Raw genomic sequence first — 19,640 nt, forward strand, 5'->3', positions numbered from 1 at the left:
TGAGTTAGATGTTTCTGATTTTACTTAAATAGCGATATTCAAGTAAAACTATTTATGTATCACAATTTTACTAATAAAACTGATCAACTCGGTGTGTTAAAAATTAATGTTGATGTCTAACTTCAACTATCCAGTTTTCAATGAACAATTCGTTTGAGAGTAAACCTCTCAAAACTGAACAAAGTAAGTACCAATGTGTTTTCCGTAATATTCCTTAGAAAGGAGGTGATCCAGCCGCACCTTCCGATACGGCTACCTTGTTACGACTTCACCCCAATCATCTATCCCACCTTAGGCGGCTGGCTCCAAAAGGTTACCTCACCGACTTTGGGTGTTACAAACTCTCGTGGTGTGACGGGCGGTGTGTACAAGGCCCGGGAACGTATTCACCGTGGCGTGCTGATCCACGATTACTAGCGATTCCGGCTTCATGTAGGCGAGTTGCAGCCTACAATCCGAACTGAGAACGGCTTTAAGAGATTAGCTAAACCTCGCGGTCTTGCGACTCATTGTACCGTCCATTGTAGCACGTGTGTAGCCCAGGTCATAAGGGGCATGATGATTTGACGTCATCCCCACCTTCCTCCGGTTTGTCACCGGCAGTCTCGCTAGAGTGCCCAACTGAATGATGGCAACTAACAATAAGGGTTGCGCTCGTTGCGGGACTTAACCCAACATCTCACGACACGAGCTGACGACAACCATGCACCACCTGTCACTTTGTCCCCGAAGGGAAAGCTCTATCTCTAGAGTGGTCAAAGGATGTCAAGACCTGGTAAGGTTCTTCGCGTTGCTTCGAATTAAACCACATGCTCCACCGCTTGTGCGGGCCCCCGTCAATTCCTTTGAGTTTCAGCCTTGCGGCCGTACTCCCCAGGCGGAGTGCTTAATGCGTTAACTGCAGCACTGAAGGGCGGAAACCCTCCAACACTTAGCACTCATCGTTTACGGCGTGGACTACCAGGGTATCTAATCCTGTTTGCTCCCCACGCTTTCGAGCCTCAGCGTCAGTTACAGACCAGAGAGTCGCCTTCGCCACTGGTGTTCCTCCATATATCTACGCATTTCACCGCTACACATGGAATTCCACTCTCCTCTTCTGCACTCAAGTTCCCCAGTTTCCAATGACCTTCCTCGGTTGAGCCGAGGGCTTTCACATCAGACTTAAGAAACCGCCTGCGCTCGCTTTACGCCCAATAAATCCGGACAACGCTTGCCACCTACGTATTACCGCGGCTGCTGGCACGTAGTTAGCCGTGGCTTTCTGGTTAGATACCGTCAAGGTGAGAACAGTAACTCTCTCACTTGTTCTTCTCTAACAACAGAGTTTTACGATCCGAAAACCTTCTTCACTCACGCGGCGTTGCTCGGTCAGACTTTCGTCCATTGCCGAAGATTCCCTACTGCTGCCTCCCGTAGGAGTCTGGGCCGTGTCTCAGTCCCAGTGTGGCCGATCACCCTCTCAGGTCGGCTATGCATCATGGTCTTGGTAGGCCATTACCCCACCAACTAACTAATGCAGCGCGGGCCCATCCAACAGTGACACCGAAGCGTCTTTTATTATTTTTCCATGCGGAAAAACAAATTATGCGGTATTAGCACCTGTTTCCAAGTGTTATCCCCCTCTGTTGGGCAGGTTGCCCACGTGTTACTCACCCGTCCGCCACTCTTTGATTTTCGGTGGAGCAAGCTCCGGTGAAAATCAAAGCGTTCGACTTGCATGTATTAGGCACGCCGCCAGCGTTCGTCCTGAGCCAGGATCAAACTCTCAATAAAAGTTGATTAACATCTTGCGATGTTTAGCTCATTAATTTTAAAACTTGCTAGCGAATGTTATTCACTAAATATGGTTTGTTTTTACTAGAAGTAAAAACGCCCTACACATTTGGTTTGTCTTACTTTGTTCAGTTTTCAAAGGTCTAACCTGTGTTGTCTTAACAACTTTTATATCATACCAAGTTGTTAAATGTTTGTCAACACTTTTTTGTTATTTATTTTTTATTTTAAAAATAAATAATCCTTTTAATAACAAGCTTCCAGATGTTGTAACATTTCATCTTTTAGTTTCGATGGATGTTTTTTTATCTCTGTCAGCGACATGTATTAATATACCAAGTATTCTGTCTTTCGTCAACTGTTTTTTTTCACTAACTTTATACAGCTAAAACTATTTTTTATTCGTCTTTATATGTTTTTCAGATGTTATTCATTCTACAAACATGCGCAATACTTATTTTTTACTGATTTAAACCAAAAAAACATACTTTTTATATAAAAACTCCAACAAAAAAAGGAGAAAAAATTCTCCTTTTTTTATCTCATTGTTGGGAATAATAAGATATCTCTAATTGATTGAGAGTTAGTAAGTAGCATAACTAGTCGATCAATCCCAATACCTAAACCACCTGTTGGAGGCATTCCATACTCTAAAGCTTCGATGAAATCTTCATCGATACCTTGTGCTTCATCATTCCCTAAATCTTTCTCTTTCATTTGCGCTTCAAAACGTTCACGTTGATCAATCGGATCATTTAACTCTGTAAAGGCATTTCCATATTCTTTTCCTACAATAAATACCTCAAAACGATCTGTGAATCGACCATCGTCTGCATTTTTCTTAGCCAACGGTGAAATAGATGTTGGATGACCATAAATAAATGTTGGTTGAATTAATGTATGTTCTACATATTTTTCAAAGAATTCATTAATAACATGACCATAATCCATATGTTCACCTAATTCGATATCATGCTCTTTTGCAATCGCTCGAGCTTCTTCGTCTGTCATCTCTTTCCAAAAATCAACACCACATTCTTCTTTAATAGCATCAACCATATGAATTCTCTTCCATGGTCCTTCTAAGTTAACTTGGTATTCACCATATTCAATTTGTAGTTTACCTAGAACAGTTTTTGCTGTATGAGTAATGATACCTTCTGTTAAATCCATAATGTCTTTATAATCTGTATAAGCTGTGTAAACTTCTAACATAGTGAATTCAGGATTATGAGTTGTATCAATTCCTTCATTTCTGAAAACTCGGCCAATCTCATAAACTTTTTCCATTCCACCTACGATTAATCGTTTTAAATGTAACTCTAAAGCGATTCGTAAATACAATTCCATATCTAAAGCGTTGTGATGTGTAATAAACGGACGGGCTGCTGCTCCACCAGCAATATTATGTAATGTTGGTGTTTCTACTTCTAAGTAGCCATGGGTATTTAAATAATTACGAACTTCGCGAATAATTTCACTTCGTTTAACAAATGTGTCAAAGCTATCTCTATTACTAATTAAATCTAAATAACGTTGGCGATACTTTTGTTCGACATTCGTTAAGCCATGATATTTATCTGGTAATGGGCGAAGTGCTTTTGTTAAAAATGTTAAGCTTGTTGGCTTAATTGTTACTTCACCCATGTCAGTTTTCATGATTTGACCTGTTACTCCAACAAAGTCTCCTAAATCAGCTTGTTTAAATAATTCGTATTCTTCTTCACCTACAGCATCTTTTCTAACATAAATTTGAATTTGGCCTTCGCGGTCTTGTAAGTGAGCAAAGCCAACTTTACCTTTACCACGCTTAGTCATCATACGACCTGCTACAGTTGCTGTTAAGTTAAGTTCTTGTAATTCTTCTTTTGTATGTTCATCATATGTTTCATGAAGTTCTTTAGAATTAGTAGTACGTTCAAAACGAGTGCCAAATGGATCTAGTCCCTTTTCGCGTAACTCCGCCATTTTTTCTCTACGTACGATTAATTGATCATTCATTTCTTCATGACCTTGGATTTCTTTTGCCACGTTACTTCCTCCTATAGACTTTTTTGACAATCTGTTCCCTACTATAATGCCACAATAAAACAAAAAAAGGCAAGTCTATTTGCCTTTTTCTATAAATATTAACCAACAACGCCTTTTAATGCTAAATTTTGAATGTATTCATCTAATAGCTCAAACATCTCTTTCTTAGTTTGAGCTTTGTTAACAGCCAACCTAGTAGTCGTTGCTCTTGGTGCTCCTTTTAAATAATAGGCAGCATGTTGTCTAAATTCTAAACAGGCTATCTTTTCACCTTTTAAAGCAACTAATCTTTCTAAATGAAGTTTGGCTGTTTCAATTTTTTTAGAAGCAGGTGGTTCTTCTAATAGTTCTCCCGTTTCTAAATAATGCTGAGTTCGGTAAATCATCCATGGATTACCTAAAGCTGCTCTTCCTATCATAACTCCGTCGCACCCAACATAATCTAGCATACGTTTTGCATCTTCTGGCGTTCTCACGTCACCATTTCCCATAAAAGGAATTGTTAAATGAGGTGTTACTTCCTTTAATACATCCCAGTTAGCTTTTCCTTCATACATCTGCACTCTTGTTCTACCATGCATAGCGATAGCTGAAGCTCCTGCACTTTGGGCTGCTTTTGCATTTTCGACAGCTAGTATATGCTCTTCGTCCCAACCAATTCGCATCTTAACAGTCACCGGAATTTTAACTGCACTAGAAACTGCTTCTACCATCTCATAGACTTTATCTGGATCTAGTAACCACCTGGCTCCTGCTTCTGCTTTAATCACCTTATTAACAGGACACCCCATATTAATATCAATGATATCTGCCGTTGTATTCTCTTCAACAAACTGAGCAGCTTCTACTAAATTTTCTTTGTTTCCGCCAAATATTTGCAAACTTAACGGATGTTCCGTTTCATCAATATGTAGCATCTCTAATGTTTTCTTATTTCGTTGTTGAATTCCTTTATCACTAATCATCTCGCAGACAACTAAACCAGCACCAAATTCTTTCACAGTTACTCGAAAAGCTGAGTTACTAATTCCTGCCATTGGCGCCACTACGACACGATTCGGTATTTCAACATTACCTATTTTCCACACAAAGGAATCCCCCTACTATTTGATTGCTTCATCTCTTAATTCTGTTAATTCAGCTGCGTTGTATTGATATTTTTCACCACAGAAATGACAAACAGCTTCCGCTCCTTCATCTTCTTCAATCATTTTAGTTAACTCACTCTCTCCTAGAGTTACAATTGCTGAAGCAAAACGTTCTTTTGAACAATCACAGAAAAATTGAACTGGCATCGTTTCTAAAATTTCAACGTTTTCTTCTCCTAACAATCGGTTTAGAATAGCTTCAGGTGTTTCACCTTGATCAAGTAGAGTTGATACTTGTGGAATATCGGCTAAACGTTTTTCAATTTCAACAATAGTAGCCTCACTTGCTCCTGGCATAACTTGAATCACAAATCCTCCAGCAGCTTTAACACAATCGTCATCTGTATTATCTACTAATACACTTAGACCAACTGCTGATGGTACTTGTTCTGAATTAGCTAAATAATAAGTGAAATCCTCTGCAATTTCTCCTGAGACAATTGGCACTTGTCCAGTAACTGGTTCTTTTAAACCTAAGTCTTTTACCACACTAAAAGTTCCGTTTGTCCCTACTGCACCACGTACATCGATTTTCCCTAATTCATTTGGTGGTAGATTCACCTCTGGATTTTTCACATATCCCTTAACGTTACCTTTACCGTCAACGTCTACTACAATAGCGCCAACCGGTCCGTCCGCTTGGATTTTCACTGTTAATTTTTCATCATTTTTATGCATAGCTCCTAATAACAAAGAACCTGTCATTGTACGACCAAGCGCTGCAGTAGCTGCTCGCCATGTGTCATGTCTTTTTTGAGCTTCACTAACTGTATCTGTTGTTCTTGTTGCCATTGCACGTATTTCACCATTAAAAGCCAATGCTTTTACTAAATAATCAGTCATTTTATCTCTTCCTTCTATATAAATTGATTCTCACTACAATAGAAAAGTGGGGTACACTTTCGTATATCCCACTTATCATAACTTATTTAATTAAATCTTCAAAACGATTTTACTCGTTAGATGACTCTTCTGATTCAGTTACTTCTGAATGTTCTTCGTGTTTTTCTTCTTCCAATTCTTTTTCTTCTTGCTGTTTTTCAGCGTCTTTTCTAGCTAACGCTTCTTTAGCTTCTTCAAAAGAACCTTCTTTTTCACTTGGAAATTCATTTTCTTTTTCTTTAGAAGGCATTACACCATCTTCGAATAAAGATTTAATTGCTTTAGCATCTAATGTTTCATACTCTAATAATGATTCAGCAATTAATTTATGTTGCCCACGATGTGACTCAATAATTTCAACTGCTTTTTCATGAGCACGTTTCAAGATGTTACGAACTTCTTCATCAATTTGGTAAGCAACTTGTTCTGAATAAGCTTTTGTTTGACCGTAGTCACGACCTACAAAGACTTGATGGTTACCTTCGTATTGTACAGGACCTAATGAATCACTCATACCATACTCAGTTACCATTGAACGAGCTAAACGAGTTGCTTGTTCAAAGTCATTACTTGCTCCAGTTGATTTAACACCAAAGACGATTTCTTCAGCAACACGTCCACCTAAAAGACCAACAATACGTTCGAACATTTCGTTCTTCGTAATTAAGAATTGATCTTCTTTCGGTAATGAAATCATATAACCACCCGCACGACCACGAGGGACAATCGTTACTTTATGAACCACGTTAGCATCATCTAAGACTAACCCACAAATTGTGTGCCCTGCCTCATGATAGGCAACTAGTTCACGTTGACGTTTACTAATCACGCGATCTTTTTTAGCAGGTCCTGCAATAACTCTATCTTGAGCTTCATCAATATCTGTTGCATCGATTTTCTTCTTGTTACGACGAGCTGCCACTAAAGCTGCTTCGTTTAACACGTTTTCTAAATCTGCACCGGCAAAGCCTGGTGTTTGTTGAGCAACCACTTTTAAATCCACATCGTCTGCTAAAGGTTTGTTACGTGAATGAACTCGTAAAATTTGTTCACGACCTTTAACATCTGGTGTTCCTACTAAGATTTGACGGTCAAAACGACCCGGTCTTAATAAAGCTGGATCCAGTACGTCTGAACGGTTAGTAGCGGCAATGACAATAACTCCTTCATTTCCATTGAAACCATCCATCTCAACTAATAATTGGTTAAGGGTTTGTTCACGTTCATCGTGTCCTCCACCCATACCAGCACCACGCTGACGACCAACTGCATCAATCTCATCAATAAAGATAATAGCAGGGGCTGCCTTTTTAGCATTTTCAAACAAGTCACGTACACGACTTGCCCCAACACCAACGAACATTTCTACAAAGTCAGAACCTGAAATTGAGAAGAAAGGAACGCCTGCTTCTCCGGCTACTGCTTTAGCAAGTAATGTTTTACCTGTTCCCGGAGGTCCTTCTAAAAGAACACCTGCCGGAATACGAGCACCCAGAGCGACAAATCGTCGTGGGTCTTTTAAGAATTCTACTACTTCTACTAGTTCTTGTTTCTCTTCTTCAGCACCTGCTACGTCAGAGAAGCGAACTGTAATTGATTTTTTATCTGCTTCTTTTGTTTTTGTTTTTCCAAAGTTCATCACACGACCATTTCCGCCGCCTTGACCACCTTGACCCATTAACATGTAGAACAAGAACACCATAAAGATTAATGGTAAGAAACTAAATAATAATTGGACCCAAATACCGCTACTTGATTGCTCTTTGACAACAAATTTTGTCTTAGCACTTTTGGCAGCTTCATTGATATTGGCTAAGGTTGAGTCATTTGGTAAAACTGTAGTCGTAAAACGTTTAGATTTTACTTTTGTTTTTCCAAAGACAGGTAAGCCACCTGAGTCTGTTACTTTTTGATCTTCAAAATACTCACCAGTTATTTTATAAACGCCATTAGATGGCTGGACTGAGAATTCTTTGACTTGTTCATCTTTTAATTGCTGATAGAATGTTGAATAATTGATGCTAGGAGACTGATCTCCACCTTGACCAAAGAAGAAATACACAATCATTATCATCGATAAGAAAACAATAATGTAATAAAGTGAATTTTTCATCCCTGAATTCTTCTTATTATTCATACATGGCCTCCTTATATATTTAGTTTTTAGTTTTATCAGTAAGTCTTGATTATATCACACACAGATTGACAAAAATTTAATTATTTTCGTAAATCTCTGGTTTTAAAACACCGATATATGGTAAATTACGGTAATCTTCAGCGTAATCTAAGCCGTATCCTACCACAAATTCATTCGGCACTTCAAATCCAATGTAATCTGCGTCCATTTCAACAACGCGACCTTCTGGCTTATCAAGCATTGTTACAATTTTAACGGATGCTGCTTTACGGTGTTTCAATAAATCAACTAAATATCTCAGTGTACGACCACTATCAACGATATCTTCTACAATTAGAATGTGACGACCTTCAACTACCGTACTTAAATCTTTTAAAATACGCACTTCTCCTGAAGAGACTGTTGCGTTTCCATAACTAGATACATCCATAAAATCCATTTCCATATGAATATTCATTGCGCGAACTAAGTCAGCTAAAAAAGGTACAGCACCTTTTAAGACACCAACAACTAGAGGAAATTTGTCCTCATAATCGTTGCTAATAGCTTCTCCTAAAGCTTTCACACGTTCTTGGATTTGTTCTTCTGAATAAAATGTTTTTTCTATATCTTTCTCTAACATCAGGATCTCCTTCCAAACTTACTCGTCTTTTGCATAAAAATAGACAAGCTTATACTGTATTTTATCAGTTTCATCTCGAATACTCAAATAACTTTCCCTAAAAGGTACTAACCATTTCACAATATTTTCGTGATCTTCTACAACCCAACTTTTTTTTCGTTCTAAAGTTGGAATTTTCTCGTCAATAAAGTATCTTGAAACTTTTTTTGTCTGACCTTTTTTATTTAAAAGTAATCTATCTCCTGGTCTTTTTTTTCGAATAATCATTCTTTTTTGCTGTCTATCACTGAATAACATTTCTTTTTTTAACCACGACTTAACAGTAGATGGAAACTCTTCCTTTTCTACTTCAAAAAAGCCAAACCATTCCGTATCAGATAAAAATACACCTTGATTAAGAGCAATGTCAAAAGATATCTCTTTTTCTATCTCCTCTTTCTTCTTAGTAATTGTTACATCATCATAAAACCTCGTTACATACCAATCTTTTTTTAGAAAATATCCCTGATTAGGCTTTTCACTTAAAAGATTCGCATGAAGTTGCTCTTTTTGTTTAAATCCTATAACAATATTCTCTTTTTCTTTTAATGAGTCCATCAAGTATTCTAGAATAAAATATTGTTCTTTTTGTGAGCAAGATATAAATTTTTGACGATCTATTTGCCATTCACCTGTATCAAACGTTACACAATTATTGTATTTTAGCTTAACTATTTCTTCTATTAAAGAGGTACTCATCTCAAGCTCTTCTCTAAAACGCATCATATGCTCATTAAATTTAGGATTTTCCTTCTTAATAGTAGGAAGTAATTGATGTCTTAATCGATTACGTAAATAATCAGGGGACTGATTACTCTCATCTTCATAAAAGAAAAGATTATTCTCTGTAGCAAATAAAGTTAATTCTTCTTTTTTTATTTGAAGAAGGGGTCTGATTAATTCTCCCTGACCAAATTCTCTGATTTCCTTCATACCAGTAATTGATTTAATGCGATTACCATTGATTAGTCGCATCATCATTGTTTCTACTTGATCGTCTTCATGATGAGCTGTTAAAAGTTTGGTGATTTTCTGACGTTTCATCACTTCATCAAAAAAACTATACCGAAACTGACGTGCTTGTTGTTCCACATTAGATGAAATCGTTAAACCCTCTGTCCATTTAGTTGTAAAGACTGGCACTTGGTTATCTCGACACAACTTAAGCACAAACGCCTCTTCTTCTTCAGAAACAGCTCTTAATTGGTGATTAATATGAGCCACATAGATATCTGGGCGTACTTCAGATGGCAACTCTAATAAAAGATGAAGTAAAACAACTGAATCAACACCTCCAGAAACAGCTACTAATACTCTTTCATCCTTTTTCCACCAATTTTCCTTCTTAATTTGGTCTTCAAGCTTTTTGGTTAACATGTGTAACTGACACTTCCTTTTTTATCATAAAAAAAAGAGAGCCATAACAGCACTCTCTTTGTTTATCTACTAACTGCGACGACCTCCGCGGCCTCCACGTTTACCTTCAGTATTTCGTTTAATCGAACTTAATCTTTCATCACTATCTTTCAAGAATGAGCTCATTAATGAATCGAAGCCTTCTTTCTTAGGAGCCGACGCTGCCGGTTTACGGCTGTTACCTGATCGATCAGGTCTGTCATTTCTGTCAGATCTGAAGTTATTATTTTGACGTTTAAAATCTTTCTTAGGCGGGCGTTGATCTCTTGCTGGACGCTCTTCTTCGTTTGCACGTTTAATTGACAAACCGATTTTTCCGTCATCCCCAATAGTCATGACTTTTACTTCGACTTCATCCCCAACAGTTAAAACATCGTTAATATCTTTTACAAAACTATTTGAAACTTCACTGATGTGAACCAACCCTGTCTTGCCTTCACCCAAATCAACGAATGCACCAAAATTGGTAATTCCTGAAACTTTTCCAGGTAATTTTACCCCTACTTCAATTGACATAAAAAAATTTTTCCTCCTTGAACCTTCCAAAATATTTATTGTTATTTGTTACCACTAGTTTGGGTAGAGCTATTTAAATCTGGGATACTATAAACTTGTTCTCCCTCTTTTGAGTAGAAATATTTGGCACGAGCAATTTTTTCAACATACTCTGTGTCATTCAAAAGATCTACTTCTCTTTTCAAATCTTTTTTTGCTTTAGCAGTCTTTTTACTTTCTTTCTCGATTTCTTGGCGACTTGCTTGTAGCGTCAAAAGATGTTGGCTATTTCTAAAAAGATTAAAACCAATTAATGAAAACATAATAAGAGCTGCGGCAAACATAATTCCCAAACGACGACGTCTAAAGATAATCTTTTTCTGATCTTTTTGCATCGTTTGCATCGTTAGACTTGTTTGTTGGTCTTTATCATAGGTCAACAGTTTACGGTCTTTTTTCATTCTCTTTAGAACTCCAATCTACTTAATTTAAAGATGAACTCATTATACCAAGTCAAGTTCTTAATGTCTAATGCTAATCTAAACTTTCGTAACTTGTTTCTCTTGTTTCACTAACAATTTCATACAAATCTTTCGCTTCATCTTTTTTTGTTGTGTCTTTTAAGTCTAAAACACGAACTTCTAATGTCTTATTACCAAACATTATCTTTAATTCATCACCAATCTTCACATTAGTAGAAGATTTTGCTAATTGACCATTTACTTGAATACGACCTTTATCTGCAATTTCTTTTGCGACTGTTCTTCTCTTAATAATACGAGATACTTTTAAAAATTTATCTAATCTCATGTCGTTTCTCCTTTTTAATAAAAATATTTAATGATTTTACTACCAAAAGGAATCATTTCCCATTCAGTTTTTGTAAATAATTTGCTTTGAATCATACCCATTAAATAGATAGAAAAACCAATCAATACGCCTAATAAAGCTATCATTAATGAAGCACCTCTTCCAAAGTTACTCCAACCCATCTCTTCTAAAACAACACGGTACATCACTAAGATACCGCCCATTGCTGTTAGGTTAAGAGATAGTTTAACAACAAAACCTTTTGGTAATTTTATTTTATTTTCTCTTTTAATCAAATACTGATGCATAACAAGCAGACAAATAATTAAACCAAACAACGTACTTAAACTAGCACCTTCTGTTTTAAAATAATAAGTCATCAGCGGGGTAAATATAATTTTTACAAACAATCCCATTAAAGCCGCTACAAATTGATACTTCACTAAACTCTGGCTTTGGTAAATCGTTTGGTAGCTTTGAATCATCGAAACAAAAAATACTGATAACATAAATAAGCTAAGAGTTATTTCACCACTATTATCGCTGAACAATGCCACATTCATGTAAGGTAAAATAAGAGCTAAACCAACAGCAGCTGCACTTGCAATTGCTGTTGATACTTTTAAATAAGATAAAACTGTTTGCTGATATTTTTCCTTTTGCTTTGTGACAAAAAATCTTGTTAAAGTAGGTAAAAAAGTAGCTGTCATACTTACTGCAATGACTAATCCTAGTTGAACAATAGGCTGTCCCCGATCAAAAACACCTTTGGCAATCTTAGCAGATGTCTCATCTAACCCACCAAACACTAAATATTGCTTAATAGTAAAGGAGTCAACTAATTGAAATACAACTAGATAAGCACTGAAGAAACAAAGCGTTCCACCTTCAATGATTAAACGTTTCGCAAAAAATAAAAATCGCGGTTTATCTATTTTTTTAGGCCAAACAAAAACGCGGTGTTTTCTACCATAAATAAAGAGAACTAATAAACCACAAGCCCCACCTATTAATGCACCTGATGTTGCTAAAGCTCCCATTTTATAAACAGACCATTCATTCACCATAAATAAATAACCTGCCGCCAAAATAACAATTACCCGACTACCTTGTTCAGCTAGCTGAGAAATAGCTGTTGGTTTCATCTCCATCTGACCTTGATAAAACCCGCGATAAGTTGATAAGAACGGAACTAGTAAAAAAATGAAAGAAACTACTTTTATAAGTGGTGATAAACTAGCATCTCCCATTGACCTTGAAATAAGTCCCGCACCTAAATAGAGAATCACAAAAGCCACTAAAGAAAGAGCACTAACAACAATAAAGAAATAACTAACTACTTTTTCTTGCTCTTCTTGACTTTCTTTTGAAGCTATCAACTTAGATAGATAAACAGGTAATCCTGAAAGAGCTAAGGTCATCGCTATCCCATAGATTGGATAAATTTGCTGATAGACGTAAAACCCTTCGTCTCCTACAAGGTTTTGAAAAGGAACCCGGTAAACAGCGCTTAAAATCTTAACAATAAAAGAGGTAATCACTAAAACAACTGCACCTCTCATCATGCTTGTTTCAATTTTCTTGTCTTCCATCTCAGATCACCTTCTAGCTATCTTTCTGGTCTTTTTTTACGTATTTTTGCTCTCGTAATGCTGCAACAAATTGAGATATTTCCTGCAACCAGACTGCTTCGTTGATTTGTTTATTCAATTTAAGAGTCACTGTTAGCTGCTCATCTGAGCTGAGTTCTGCTTTAAGCGTTGTTTCTGCCAATGCTTTAAATATTTGTTCAATGGTATAAGCATTGGTGCCTTCTTTTGATAATAACACTTTAATTTTCAAATCTTGTTTTTGAATTTTTTCAACTAAGGCAAAATCACTGTTCATTTTGATTAAACCAACAGTCAGTAGATTAGCTACTTCATCTGGATATTCACCAAAACGATCGAGTAAATCTGCTTCCAATTCATCAAATACTTCTTGGCTATCCATTTGACGGATTCGCTTATAAATTTCAATTTTTTGACGTTCATCTTCAATATAATCAGAAGGAATATAAGCATCGATGCCCAAATCAATCTCTGTGATTGTTTTAAGATCTTGTGATTTCTTACCTTGTTTGCGGTTCACAGCCTCTGTTAACATTTGCGTATACATATCAAAACCAACTGAATCGATGAAGCCATGTTGCTGAGCTCCTAGTAAGTTCCCTGCCCCACGAATTGATAAATCTCGCATCGCAATTTTAAAACCAGAACCTAATTCAGTAAAATCTTTAATAGCCTGAAGTCTTTTCTCACTAACCTCATTTAATACTTTTTGTGGTTCATACATGAAATAAGCATAAGCCACTCGGTTACTACGACCAACTCGTCCTCTTAATTGATACAATTGAGATAAGCCCATGTAATCAGCATTTTCGACAAATAATGTATTAACATTTGGGATATCTACCCCTGTTTCAATAATTGTTGTAGTTACTAAGATATCGTAGTCTCCATTAATAAATTCCATTAAAACATTTTCCAGCTGCACTTCTGTCATTTGTCCATGAGCATAACTAATTCTAGCATCAGGAACAAGCGCTCTTAGTTCATCCACTTTTTGCTCAATCGTATCTACTCGGTTATAAAGATAAAACAATTGACCACCACGAGCAATTTCTCTCTCGCACGCTTCCCTAATCGCACCTGGATTTTTTTCCATGACATAAGTTTGGACTGGATAACGGTTAGCAGGCGGTGTTTCAATAACTGATAAATCACGAACGCCTAACATGGACATATGAAGTGTTCTTGGAATCGGTGTTGCTGTTAACGTTAAAACATCTACTTGAGATTTCAATTGTTTAAGTCTCTCTTTGTGTTTAACACCAAAACGTTGTTCCTCATCGACGATTAATAATCCTAAATCCATAAACTCTACATCTTGAGATAAGATTCGGTGAGTCCCGACAACGATATCAACCTGGCCTTTTTTCAATTGTTCCGTTGTTTCAGCTTGTTGTTTTTTCGTTCTAAAACGACTCATCAAGCCAACATTCACAGGAAAATTAGCAAAACGATCACGCATTGTTTCATAATGTTGCTGTGCTAAGATTGTAGTCGGAACTAAAAAGGCTACTTGTTTACCATCTCTAACAGCTTTAAAAGCCGCCCTGATAGCAACTTCTGTCTTACCATATCCCACATCTCCCACTAATAAGCGGTCCATTGGTCGTTCTTTTTCCATATCTTGTTTGATTTCTTGAATACTTCTTAATTGGTCATCTGTTTCTGAGTAAGGAAAGTTCCCTTCAAATTCCATTTGATAATCATCATCTGGGGCAAAAGCATAGCCTTTTTCAGCTTCTCGTTCTGCGTATAATTTAATCAAATCGTCAGCGATATCTTCCACGCGAGCTGAGACTTTGCTTTTAGTCTTCGTCCACTCAGTTCCACCAAGTTTATTAACTCTTGGTGTTTTCGATTCAGAAGCAACATATTTTTGAATTAAATCAAGCTGAGTTACAGGAATAAATAATTTATCATTATTTTTATAAAGAATCGTCATATAATCTTGATGGACGCCACCGCTTAATAACGTTTCCATTCCAATATACTTACCAATCCCGTGATTCGCATGAACCACGTAATCTCCTGGTTTTAATTCATTGTAACTTTTTAAACGTTCCGCATTAGAAATAGTTTGTTTTCTTGCACGCTTTTTTGTTTGCGTATGTAAAATTTCTTTTTCTACCAGAACAACTAATTTCTCTTCTGGTAATTCAAACCCTGAAAGAAGTGTATTTGTTTGAATTTGGATTTCTCCTGAGAGAATCTTCCCACTATTATTGACTACTGCTTGAATGTCAAAATCCATCAATAGTTCTTCTATTTTTTGTGTTCGTTCTTCATTTTCTGCTAGAACAACCACACTTTGTTTTTGTTTCTTCCAACGATCCATTTCTGTTTTTAGAAGTGGCATTTGTCCAAAAAACTGTTGCATGGTGCGGTATTCAAATGGATGGATATGAGAAAAACGTAAATTTCCCATTCCCTTTTGAAATAAAGAAAAATAAGTTTTAGCTTGTTTACTTTCTTTTAAAATACCTCGTAAGTCGCCACCTAAGTCATGTTCCTCAAAGAATACGCCTTCTTCTAACTTAGAAGTAATCCACTCTGCTTCTTCTCTTAGTAACTCTCGCTCACTTTCTACCATACGACTATAGTCATCCATAACAATCAGATCAGATGGTTTTAAATAGTCTGTTAAGTAACATTTATCTGGATAAAGTAAATCACCGTACATTTTGACTTCTTCTGTTGGATGACCTTGGCTCCACTCACTAACAATCTGTTCCTTGTAAGCCATCATTCGTTCTTTTTCTTCAGTTGGTTTCATTAAAGATAATTTTGTATCCATCAACTCTTGAAATACTGAACTACCTGCAACTAGTTGTTCTTTGGTCACTGGCGTATCAATAGCTGGTGGAATTAGAATTTCCTCAATTTCTTCAATTGAGCGCTGTGTTTCTGCGTCAAATAAACGAAGAGATTCAATTTCATCATCAAACAAATCAATTCTGACTGGATAATCACTCGTTAAAGGGTAAATATCAATAATACTTCCCCTCATACTAAATTCTCCAGGTTTACCAATCATTTGTTGTCTTTCATAACCATGTAAAACTAGTTTTTCTGAAAGGGTTCCGATATCTAGTGTTCCCAATTTTTTGAGTAATATCGTTTGTTCTTTCCACAATTTAGGATGTGGTAAAAAACGACGCAAACCTGCGACTGGGGTCACTAAGATACCTGGTTTAGAACTTGCTAAAAAATTAAGTGCGTTAATCCGTTCTGATAAAGCTTCTGGAGATGAAAAAGACATCTCTACGGCTGTTACTTCATCTACTGGAAAGAAATTTAAATACTTTTCTTCTATTATATGCTGTAAATCATCCATCAATTTGGATGCATAATAAAGATTCGGAGTTACAATAAGTATTTTCTTTTTCCTAGCCAAAAGTGTCGATATTGCCAAAGTCTTAGCAGAACCAGATAACCCGGTGATTAACTGAGAGGTTTCTTTTTCTAAATGTTCATGCCAATCCTTTATTTTGGAAGCCTCGTTCATGCGTTTGACTAATCCCTTATTCAAATACATTATTTCTCTCCTTTCTTATTTTTTGGAATTAAATTGATTCATTGTATTCACAAAATCATGACCTTCTGCCCAGTAAAGTGACGCTTCTGCTGCTAATTTTACTGATTGAAGCATATCCTCATGAGTATTTTTTGGAAAAGTACTTAAGACATATGACACTACTTCTTGACTGCTCTTTGGTCGATCAATTCCTACTTTAATTCGGTTGAACTCTTTTGTTCCTAAATGAGCAATCAAACTCTTAATGCCGTTATGCCCCCCTGCACTTCCTTTTTCACGTAAGCGAATACGACCAATCGGTAAGTCTAAGTCGTCATAGATAACAATCAAATCTTCATCTGCTACATTATAGTAAGTCATTAATGGACCAACTGATCTACCTGACTCATTCATGAAAGTTTGTGGTTTTGCTAAAATTATTTTTTCGCCGTTCAAGAAAAACTCAGCAATATCTGCTTCAAACTGATGTTTATTAAACTCTACTTTTTCTTGATACGCAATTTCATCTAATGTGATAAAACCAATATTGTGTTTTGTTGCTCGATATTTACTACCAGGATTACCTAAGCCAACGATTAATTTCATTGTCTTTCTCCCCTATCTTCTATTTTTATTTCATTAACAAGAAAATATCCGCACACTAAAAAGTGCCCAGATTCTTACTCAGTATATCATATTTCACGCATTCTCTTAGCGATATTGCTTAATTTAAAGAAATCTTTTTAATTTTACTTTTTTCAATTTTAGTCTCTTCATTTCTGTTTATTAAACATGTGTATTTTTTAACAATTAAGTTTTATCAGGCATTTTCTGAAACTTTTCAAATGACTTTGTTTTTTTTCGGTGTTATAATTAACACGATTTATCATAACAACAAAGGAGAGATTTTCATGGCGTATCAAAATTCGAATCATCAAAAAATTATTGTTGTCGGTAACGGTGCTGTTGGCTCTAGTTATACTTTCGCATTAGTTACTCAAGATATTGCACAAGAAGTTGGTATCATTGATATTGATAAAAATAAAGCTGAAGGGGATGCAATTGATTTATCCCACGCATTAGCATTTACATCTCCTAAAAAAATATATGCAGCAGAATACTCAGATTGTAAAGACGCTGATTTAGTTGTTATTACAGCAGGAGCTGCTCAAAAACCTGGCGAAACACGCCTTGATTTAGTTAACAAGAACCTTAAAATTTTCCAAGGAATTGTTAAAAGTATTGTTGATTCAGGATTTAATGGTATTTTCTTAGTCGCTTCAAATCCTGTTGATATTTTAACGTACGCTACATGGAAATTCTCAGGATTTCCTCAACATAAAGTTATCGGTAGTGGAACTTCTCTTGATTCTGCTCGTTTCCGCCAAACTATCTCTGAATTAGTAGGCGTTGATGCCCGTAACGTTCATGGTTATATCTTAGGTGAGCATGGAGATACAGAATTTCCAGTGTGGTCTCATGCTAATATTGCAGGTCTTCAAATTTATGAATGGGTTAAAGATCACCCAGAAGTGGATGAAGAAGAAATGGTTAATATTTTCTTCAAAGTAAGAGATGCTGCCTACACCATTATCGAGAAAAAGGGAGCTACTTTTTACGGTATAGCTGTTGCCTTAGCTCGTATCACAAAAGCCATTTTAAATGACGAAAATGCGATTCTACCGTTATCTGTTTATTTAGATGGTCATTACGGACTAAATGATATTTTCATTGGCGCACCTGCTGTGATTAACAGTAATGGTGTTCAAAATATTGTTGAAATCCCACTAACAGATGCAGAACAAGAAAAATTTGACTATTCTGCTCAAAAATTAAAAGAAGTCATGGATGCTGCATTTGAACAATTAGAAAAATAGGTAACTTTCTAAAAGGATGAAGCTTAATGTTTCATCCTTTTTTATACGTTCATTTTTTGAATTGATTGCCCATTATCTTCTAATTTTAATTCTATTATCAAGCAGTTTTCTTTGATTTTATTTGGTATTTATTTTAAAATTGCCACAAAGTAGATAAATCATGTTAGAATAACAATTGTGTGAAATTAACGTTTTTATAGAAATGTCATCTAAACAAACGTTTTTCAATAGAATTTAAGCAAAAAAGGAGCCGGCGAATGAAAAAACACCTCAAGTATATTATTGCCTTTTTGATTCTTGAAATCGCAGTCGTTAGTGTAGCTGTTTGGAAAACTCAAGCAAGTTTAGCAACACCAACAACTACCGACTCTTCTGTCCAACAAAAGAGCTCAGCCTCTGAATCAAAAAAAGAAGAGACCACTTTAGCTGAGTCGACTCAAAGTAGCCAAGTCGAAGAATCATCCGAAAAAGAACCTCCAAAAGAAGTTGAAGCAGTCAATGAAAATTCAATTGCGCTGACTTTTGATGATGGTCCTAAAAGAGAAACAACTAGTCAACTACTGGACATCCTAGCTCAAAGAAATATTAAAGCAAGCTTCTTTATTCTTGGACAAAACATCTCAGGAAATGAAGATCTTTTAAAACGAATGAAAGATGAAGGTCATGTCATTGGAAGTCATTCTATGTATCACTATAATCTAAGTCAGATGGATATGACTGCTCTTAAAAAAGATTTTAATGACATGGATGATAAAATTAAAGCTGTCTTTAAAGAACCTTTCCACTACATTCGTCCACCATATGGTGCTGCCAATAAGCAAGTTGCTGAAGTAGCCAAAAGACCTCTTGTTCAATGGTCTGTAGATTCAAAAGATTGGTCAAGCAAAAATACCCAATCTATTATCAATCAAGTCACTCAAAATACAACACCTGGAGCGATTATCTTAATGCATGATATTTATGCAGAAACAATTAATGCAGTTCCAGCTATTATTGATAATTTAACTCAACAAGGATACAATTTTGTAACAGTTGATGCCCTACTAAATCATCCAACAGAGAACTTAAATTACTATAGTATGAACGATAACCGTCCAGCAAATTAACCTAAAAGTCCTAACTATTCTTTTATTCGAATAGTTAGGACTTTTGTTTGTTCGGAGCGACACAAACATTCTTTTTTTTATTTTACACCTTATTTTAATCTTATAAGTTGACAGAATTACTTAAAATAAACTAACATATGAGTCAATACTCTTGTATTTATAAGCTTTTATGTTACA

The 19,640-nt window shown here is 36.0% G+C and carries 14 protein-coding genes and 1 rRNA gene; 2 read left to right on the forward strand and 13 right to left on the reverse strand.

Features of this window, described 5'->3' with window-relative positions:
* Positions 1-218: 218 nt before the first annotated feature.
* The 13 genes from H9L18_RS00160 to pth all read right to left on the reverse strand — a co-directional run bounded on the left by H9L18_RS00160 (position 219) and on the right by pth (position 17,086).
* Positions 219-1,776 (reverse strand): 16S ribosomal RNA (locus H9L18_RS00160).
* A gap of 537 nt (positions 1,777-2,313) precedes the next feature.
* A complete protein-coding gene (lysS, locus tag H9L18_RS00165; RefSeq protein ID WP_148109042.1) occupies positions 2,314-3,777 on the reverse strand; it encodes a lysine--tRNA ligase in 1,464 nt (487 codons plus the stop codon).
* Positions 3,778-3,905: 128 nt separating this feature from the next.
* Positions 3,906-4,844: a tRNA dihydrouridine synthase DusB gene (gene dusB / locus H9L18_RS00170; protein WP_246433323.1), complete on the reverse strand. Its 939-nt coding sequence runs from the start codon at positions 4,842-4,844 to the stop codon at positions 3,906-3,908.
* Between the two features lie 66 nt (positions 4,845-4,910).
* On the reverse strand, positions 4,911-5,798 hold the full coding sequence (gene hslO / locus H9L18_RS00175) for an Hsp33 family molecular chaperone HslO (protein WP_126795358.1): 888 nt from the start codon (positions 5,796-5,798) through the stop codon (positions 4,911-4,913).
* Between the two features lie 109 nt (positions 5,799-5,907).
* A complete protein-coding gene (gene ftsH / locus H9L18_RS00180) occupies positions 5,908-7,974 on the reverse strand; it encodes an ATP-dependent zinc metalloprotease FtsH (protein WP_126795360.1) in 2,067 nt (688 codons plus the stop codon).
* Between the two features lie 76 nt (positions 7,975-8,050).
* Positions 8,051-8,596 (reverse strand): hypoxanthine phosphoribosyltransferase, encoded by a 546-nt coding sequence (gene hpt, locus H9L18_RS00185; RefSeq protein ID WP_126795362.1) that lies wholly within the window; start codon positions 8,594-8,596, stop codon positions 8,051-8,053.
* 18 nt (positions 8,597-8,614) lie between these two features.
* Positions 8,615-10,012, reverse strand: a complete 1,398-nt coding sequence (gene tilS, locus H9L18_RS00190; RefSeq protein ID WP_126795364.1) for a tRNA lysidine(34) synthetase TilS — start codon at positions 10,010-10,012, stop codon at positions 8,615-8,617.
* 69 nt (positions 10,013-10,081) lie between these two features.
* The gene (locus H9L18_RS00195) at positions 10,082-10,567 is read right to left on the reverse strand and encodes a S1 domain-containing RNA-binding protein (RefSeq protein WP_126795366.1); all 486 of its coding nucleotides are present in this window, start codon (positions 10,565-10,567) and stop codon (positions 10,082-10,084) included.
* 41 nt (positions 10,568-10,608) lie between these two features.
* Positions 10,609-11,007 carry an FtsB family cell division protein gene (locus tag H9L18_RS00200; RefSeq protein WP_126795368.1) on the reverse strand — a complete coding sequence of 133 codons (399 nt, stop codon included), beginning with the start codon at positions 11,005-11,007 and terminating at the stop codon, positions 10,609-10,611.
* A gap of 73 nt (positions 11,008-11,080) precedes the next feature.
* Positions 11,081-11,356, reverse strand: a complete 276-nt coding sequence (locus H9L18_RS00205) for an RNA-binding S4 domain-containing protein (RefSeq protein WP_126795370.1) — start codon at positions 11,354-11,356, stop codon at positions 11,081-11,083.
* Between the two features lie 14 nt (positions 11,357-11,370).
* The gene (locus tag H9L18_RS00210) at positions 11,371-12,948 is read right to left on the reverse strand and encodes a putative polysaccharide biosynthesis protein (RefSeq protein ID WP_126795372.1); all 1,578 of its coding nucleotides are present in this window, start codon (positions 12,946-12,948) and stop codon (positions 11,371-11,373) included.
* Between the two features lie 13 nt (positions 12,949-12,961).
* Entirely contained in the window at positions 12,962-16,501 is a 3,540-nt protein-coding gene (gene mfd, locus H9L18_RS00215) for a transcription-repair coupling factor (RefSeq protein WP_126795374.1), read from the reverse strand.
* Between the two features lie 15 nt (positions 16,502-16,516).
* The gene (gene pth / locus H9L18_RS00220) at positions 16,517-17,086 is read right to left on the reverse strand and encodes an aminoacyl-tRNA hydrolase (protein ID WP_126795376.1); all 570 of its coding nucleotides are present in this window, start codon (positions 17,084-17,086) and stop codon (positions 16,517-16,519) included.
* A 305-nt stretch (positions 17,087-17,391) separates the two neighbouring features.
* Here pth and H9L18_RS00225 point away from each other — a divergent pair, with 305 nt between their 5' ends.
* The gene (locus tag H9L18_RS00225) at positions 17,392-18,357 is read left to right on the forward strand and encodes an L-lactate dehydrogenase (RefSeq protein WP_126795378.1); all 966 of its coding nucleotides are present in this window, start codon (positions 17,392-17,394) and stop codon (positions 18,355-18,357) included.
* 257 nt (positions 18,358-18,614) lie between these two features.
* Positions 18,615-19,463: a polysaccharide deacetylase family protein gene (locus tag H9L18_RS00230; protein WP_126795380.1), complete on the forward strand. Its 849-nt coding sequence runs from the start codon at positions 18,615-18,617 to the stop codon at positions 19,461-19,463.
* Positions 19,464-19,640 lie beyond the last annotated feature (177 nt).

The organism is Vagococcus carniphilus, from assembly GCF_014397115.1.
Lineage (GTDB): Bacteria > Bacillota > Bacilli > Lactobacillales > Vagococcaceae > Vagococcus > Vagococcus carniphilus.

What these genes read in the sequence shown, in the direction of transcription:
- lysS (WP_148109042.1), bottom strand. Translation starts at nt 3,777, where the DNA reads ATGAATGATCAATTAATCGTACGTAGAGAAAAAATGGCGGAGTTACGC.
- dusB (WP_246433323.1), bottom strand. Translation starts at nt 4,844, where the DNA reads ATGGCAGGAATTAGTAACTCAGCTTTTCGAGTAACTGTGAAAGAATTT.
- hslO (WP_126795358.1), bottom strand. Translation starts at nt 5,798, where the DNA reads ATGACTGATTATTTAGTAAAAGCATTGGCTTTTAATGGTGAAATACGT.
- ftsH (WP_126795360.1), bottom strand. Translation starts at nt 7,974, where the DNA reads ATGAATAATAAGAAGAATTCAGGGATGAAAAATTCACTTTATTACATT.
- hpt (WP_126795362.1), bottom strand. Translation starts at nt 8,596, where the DNA reads ATGTTAGAGAAAGATATAGAAAAAACATTTTATTCAGAAGAACAAATC.
- tilS (WP_126795364.1), bottom strand. Translation starts at nt 10,012, where the DNA reads ATGTTAACCAAAAAGCTTGAAGACCAAATTAAGAAGGAAAATTGGTGG.
- H9L18_RS00195 (WP_126795366.1), bottom strand. Translation starts at nt 10,567, where the DNA reads ATGTCAATTGAAGTAGGGGTAAAATTACCTGGAAAAGTTTCAGGAATT.
- H9L18_RS00200 (WP_126795368.1), bottom strand. Translation starts at nt 11,007, where the DNA reads ATGAAAAAAGACCGTAAACTGTTGACCTATGATAAAGACCAACAAACA.
- H9L18_RS00205 (WP_126795370.1), bottom strand. Translation starts at nt 11,356, where the DNA reads ATGAGATTAGATAAATTTTTAAAAGTATCTCGTATTATTAAGAGAAGA.
- H9L18_RS00210 (WP_126795372.1), bottom strand. Translation starts at nt 12,948, where the DNA reads ATGGAAGACAAGAAAATTGAAACAAGCATGATGAGAGGTGCAGTTGTT.
- mfd (WP_126795374.1), bottom strand. Translation starts at nt 16,501, where the DNA reads ATGTATTTGAATAAGGGATTAGTCAAACGCATGAACGAGGCTTCCAAA.
- pth (WP_126795376.1), bottom strand. Translation starts at nt 17,086, where the DNA reads ATGAAATTAATCGTTGGCTTAGGTAATCCTGGTAGTAAATATCGAGCA.
- H9L18_RS00225 (WP_126795378.1), top strand. Translation starts at nt 17,392, where the DNA reads ATGGCGTATCAAAATTCGAATCATCAAAAAATTATTGTTGTCGGTAAC.
- H9L18_RS00230 (WP_126795380.1), top strand. Translation starts at nt 18,615, where the DNA reads ATGAAAAAACACCTCAAGTATATTATTGCCTTTTTGATTCTTGAAATC.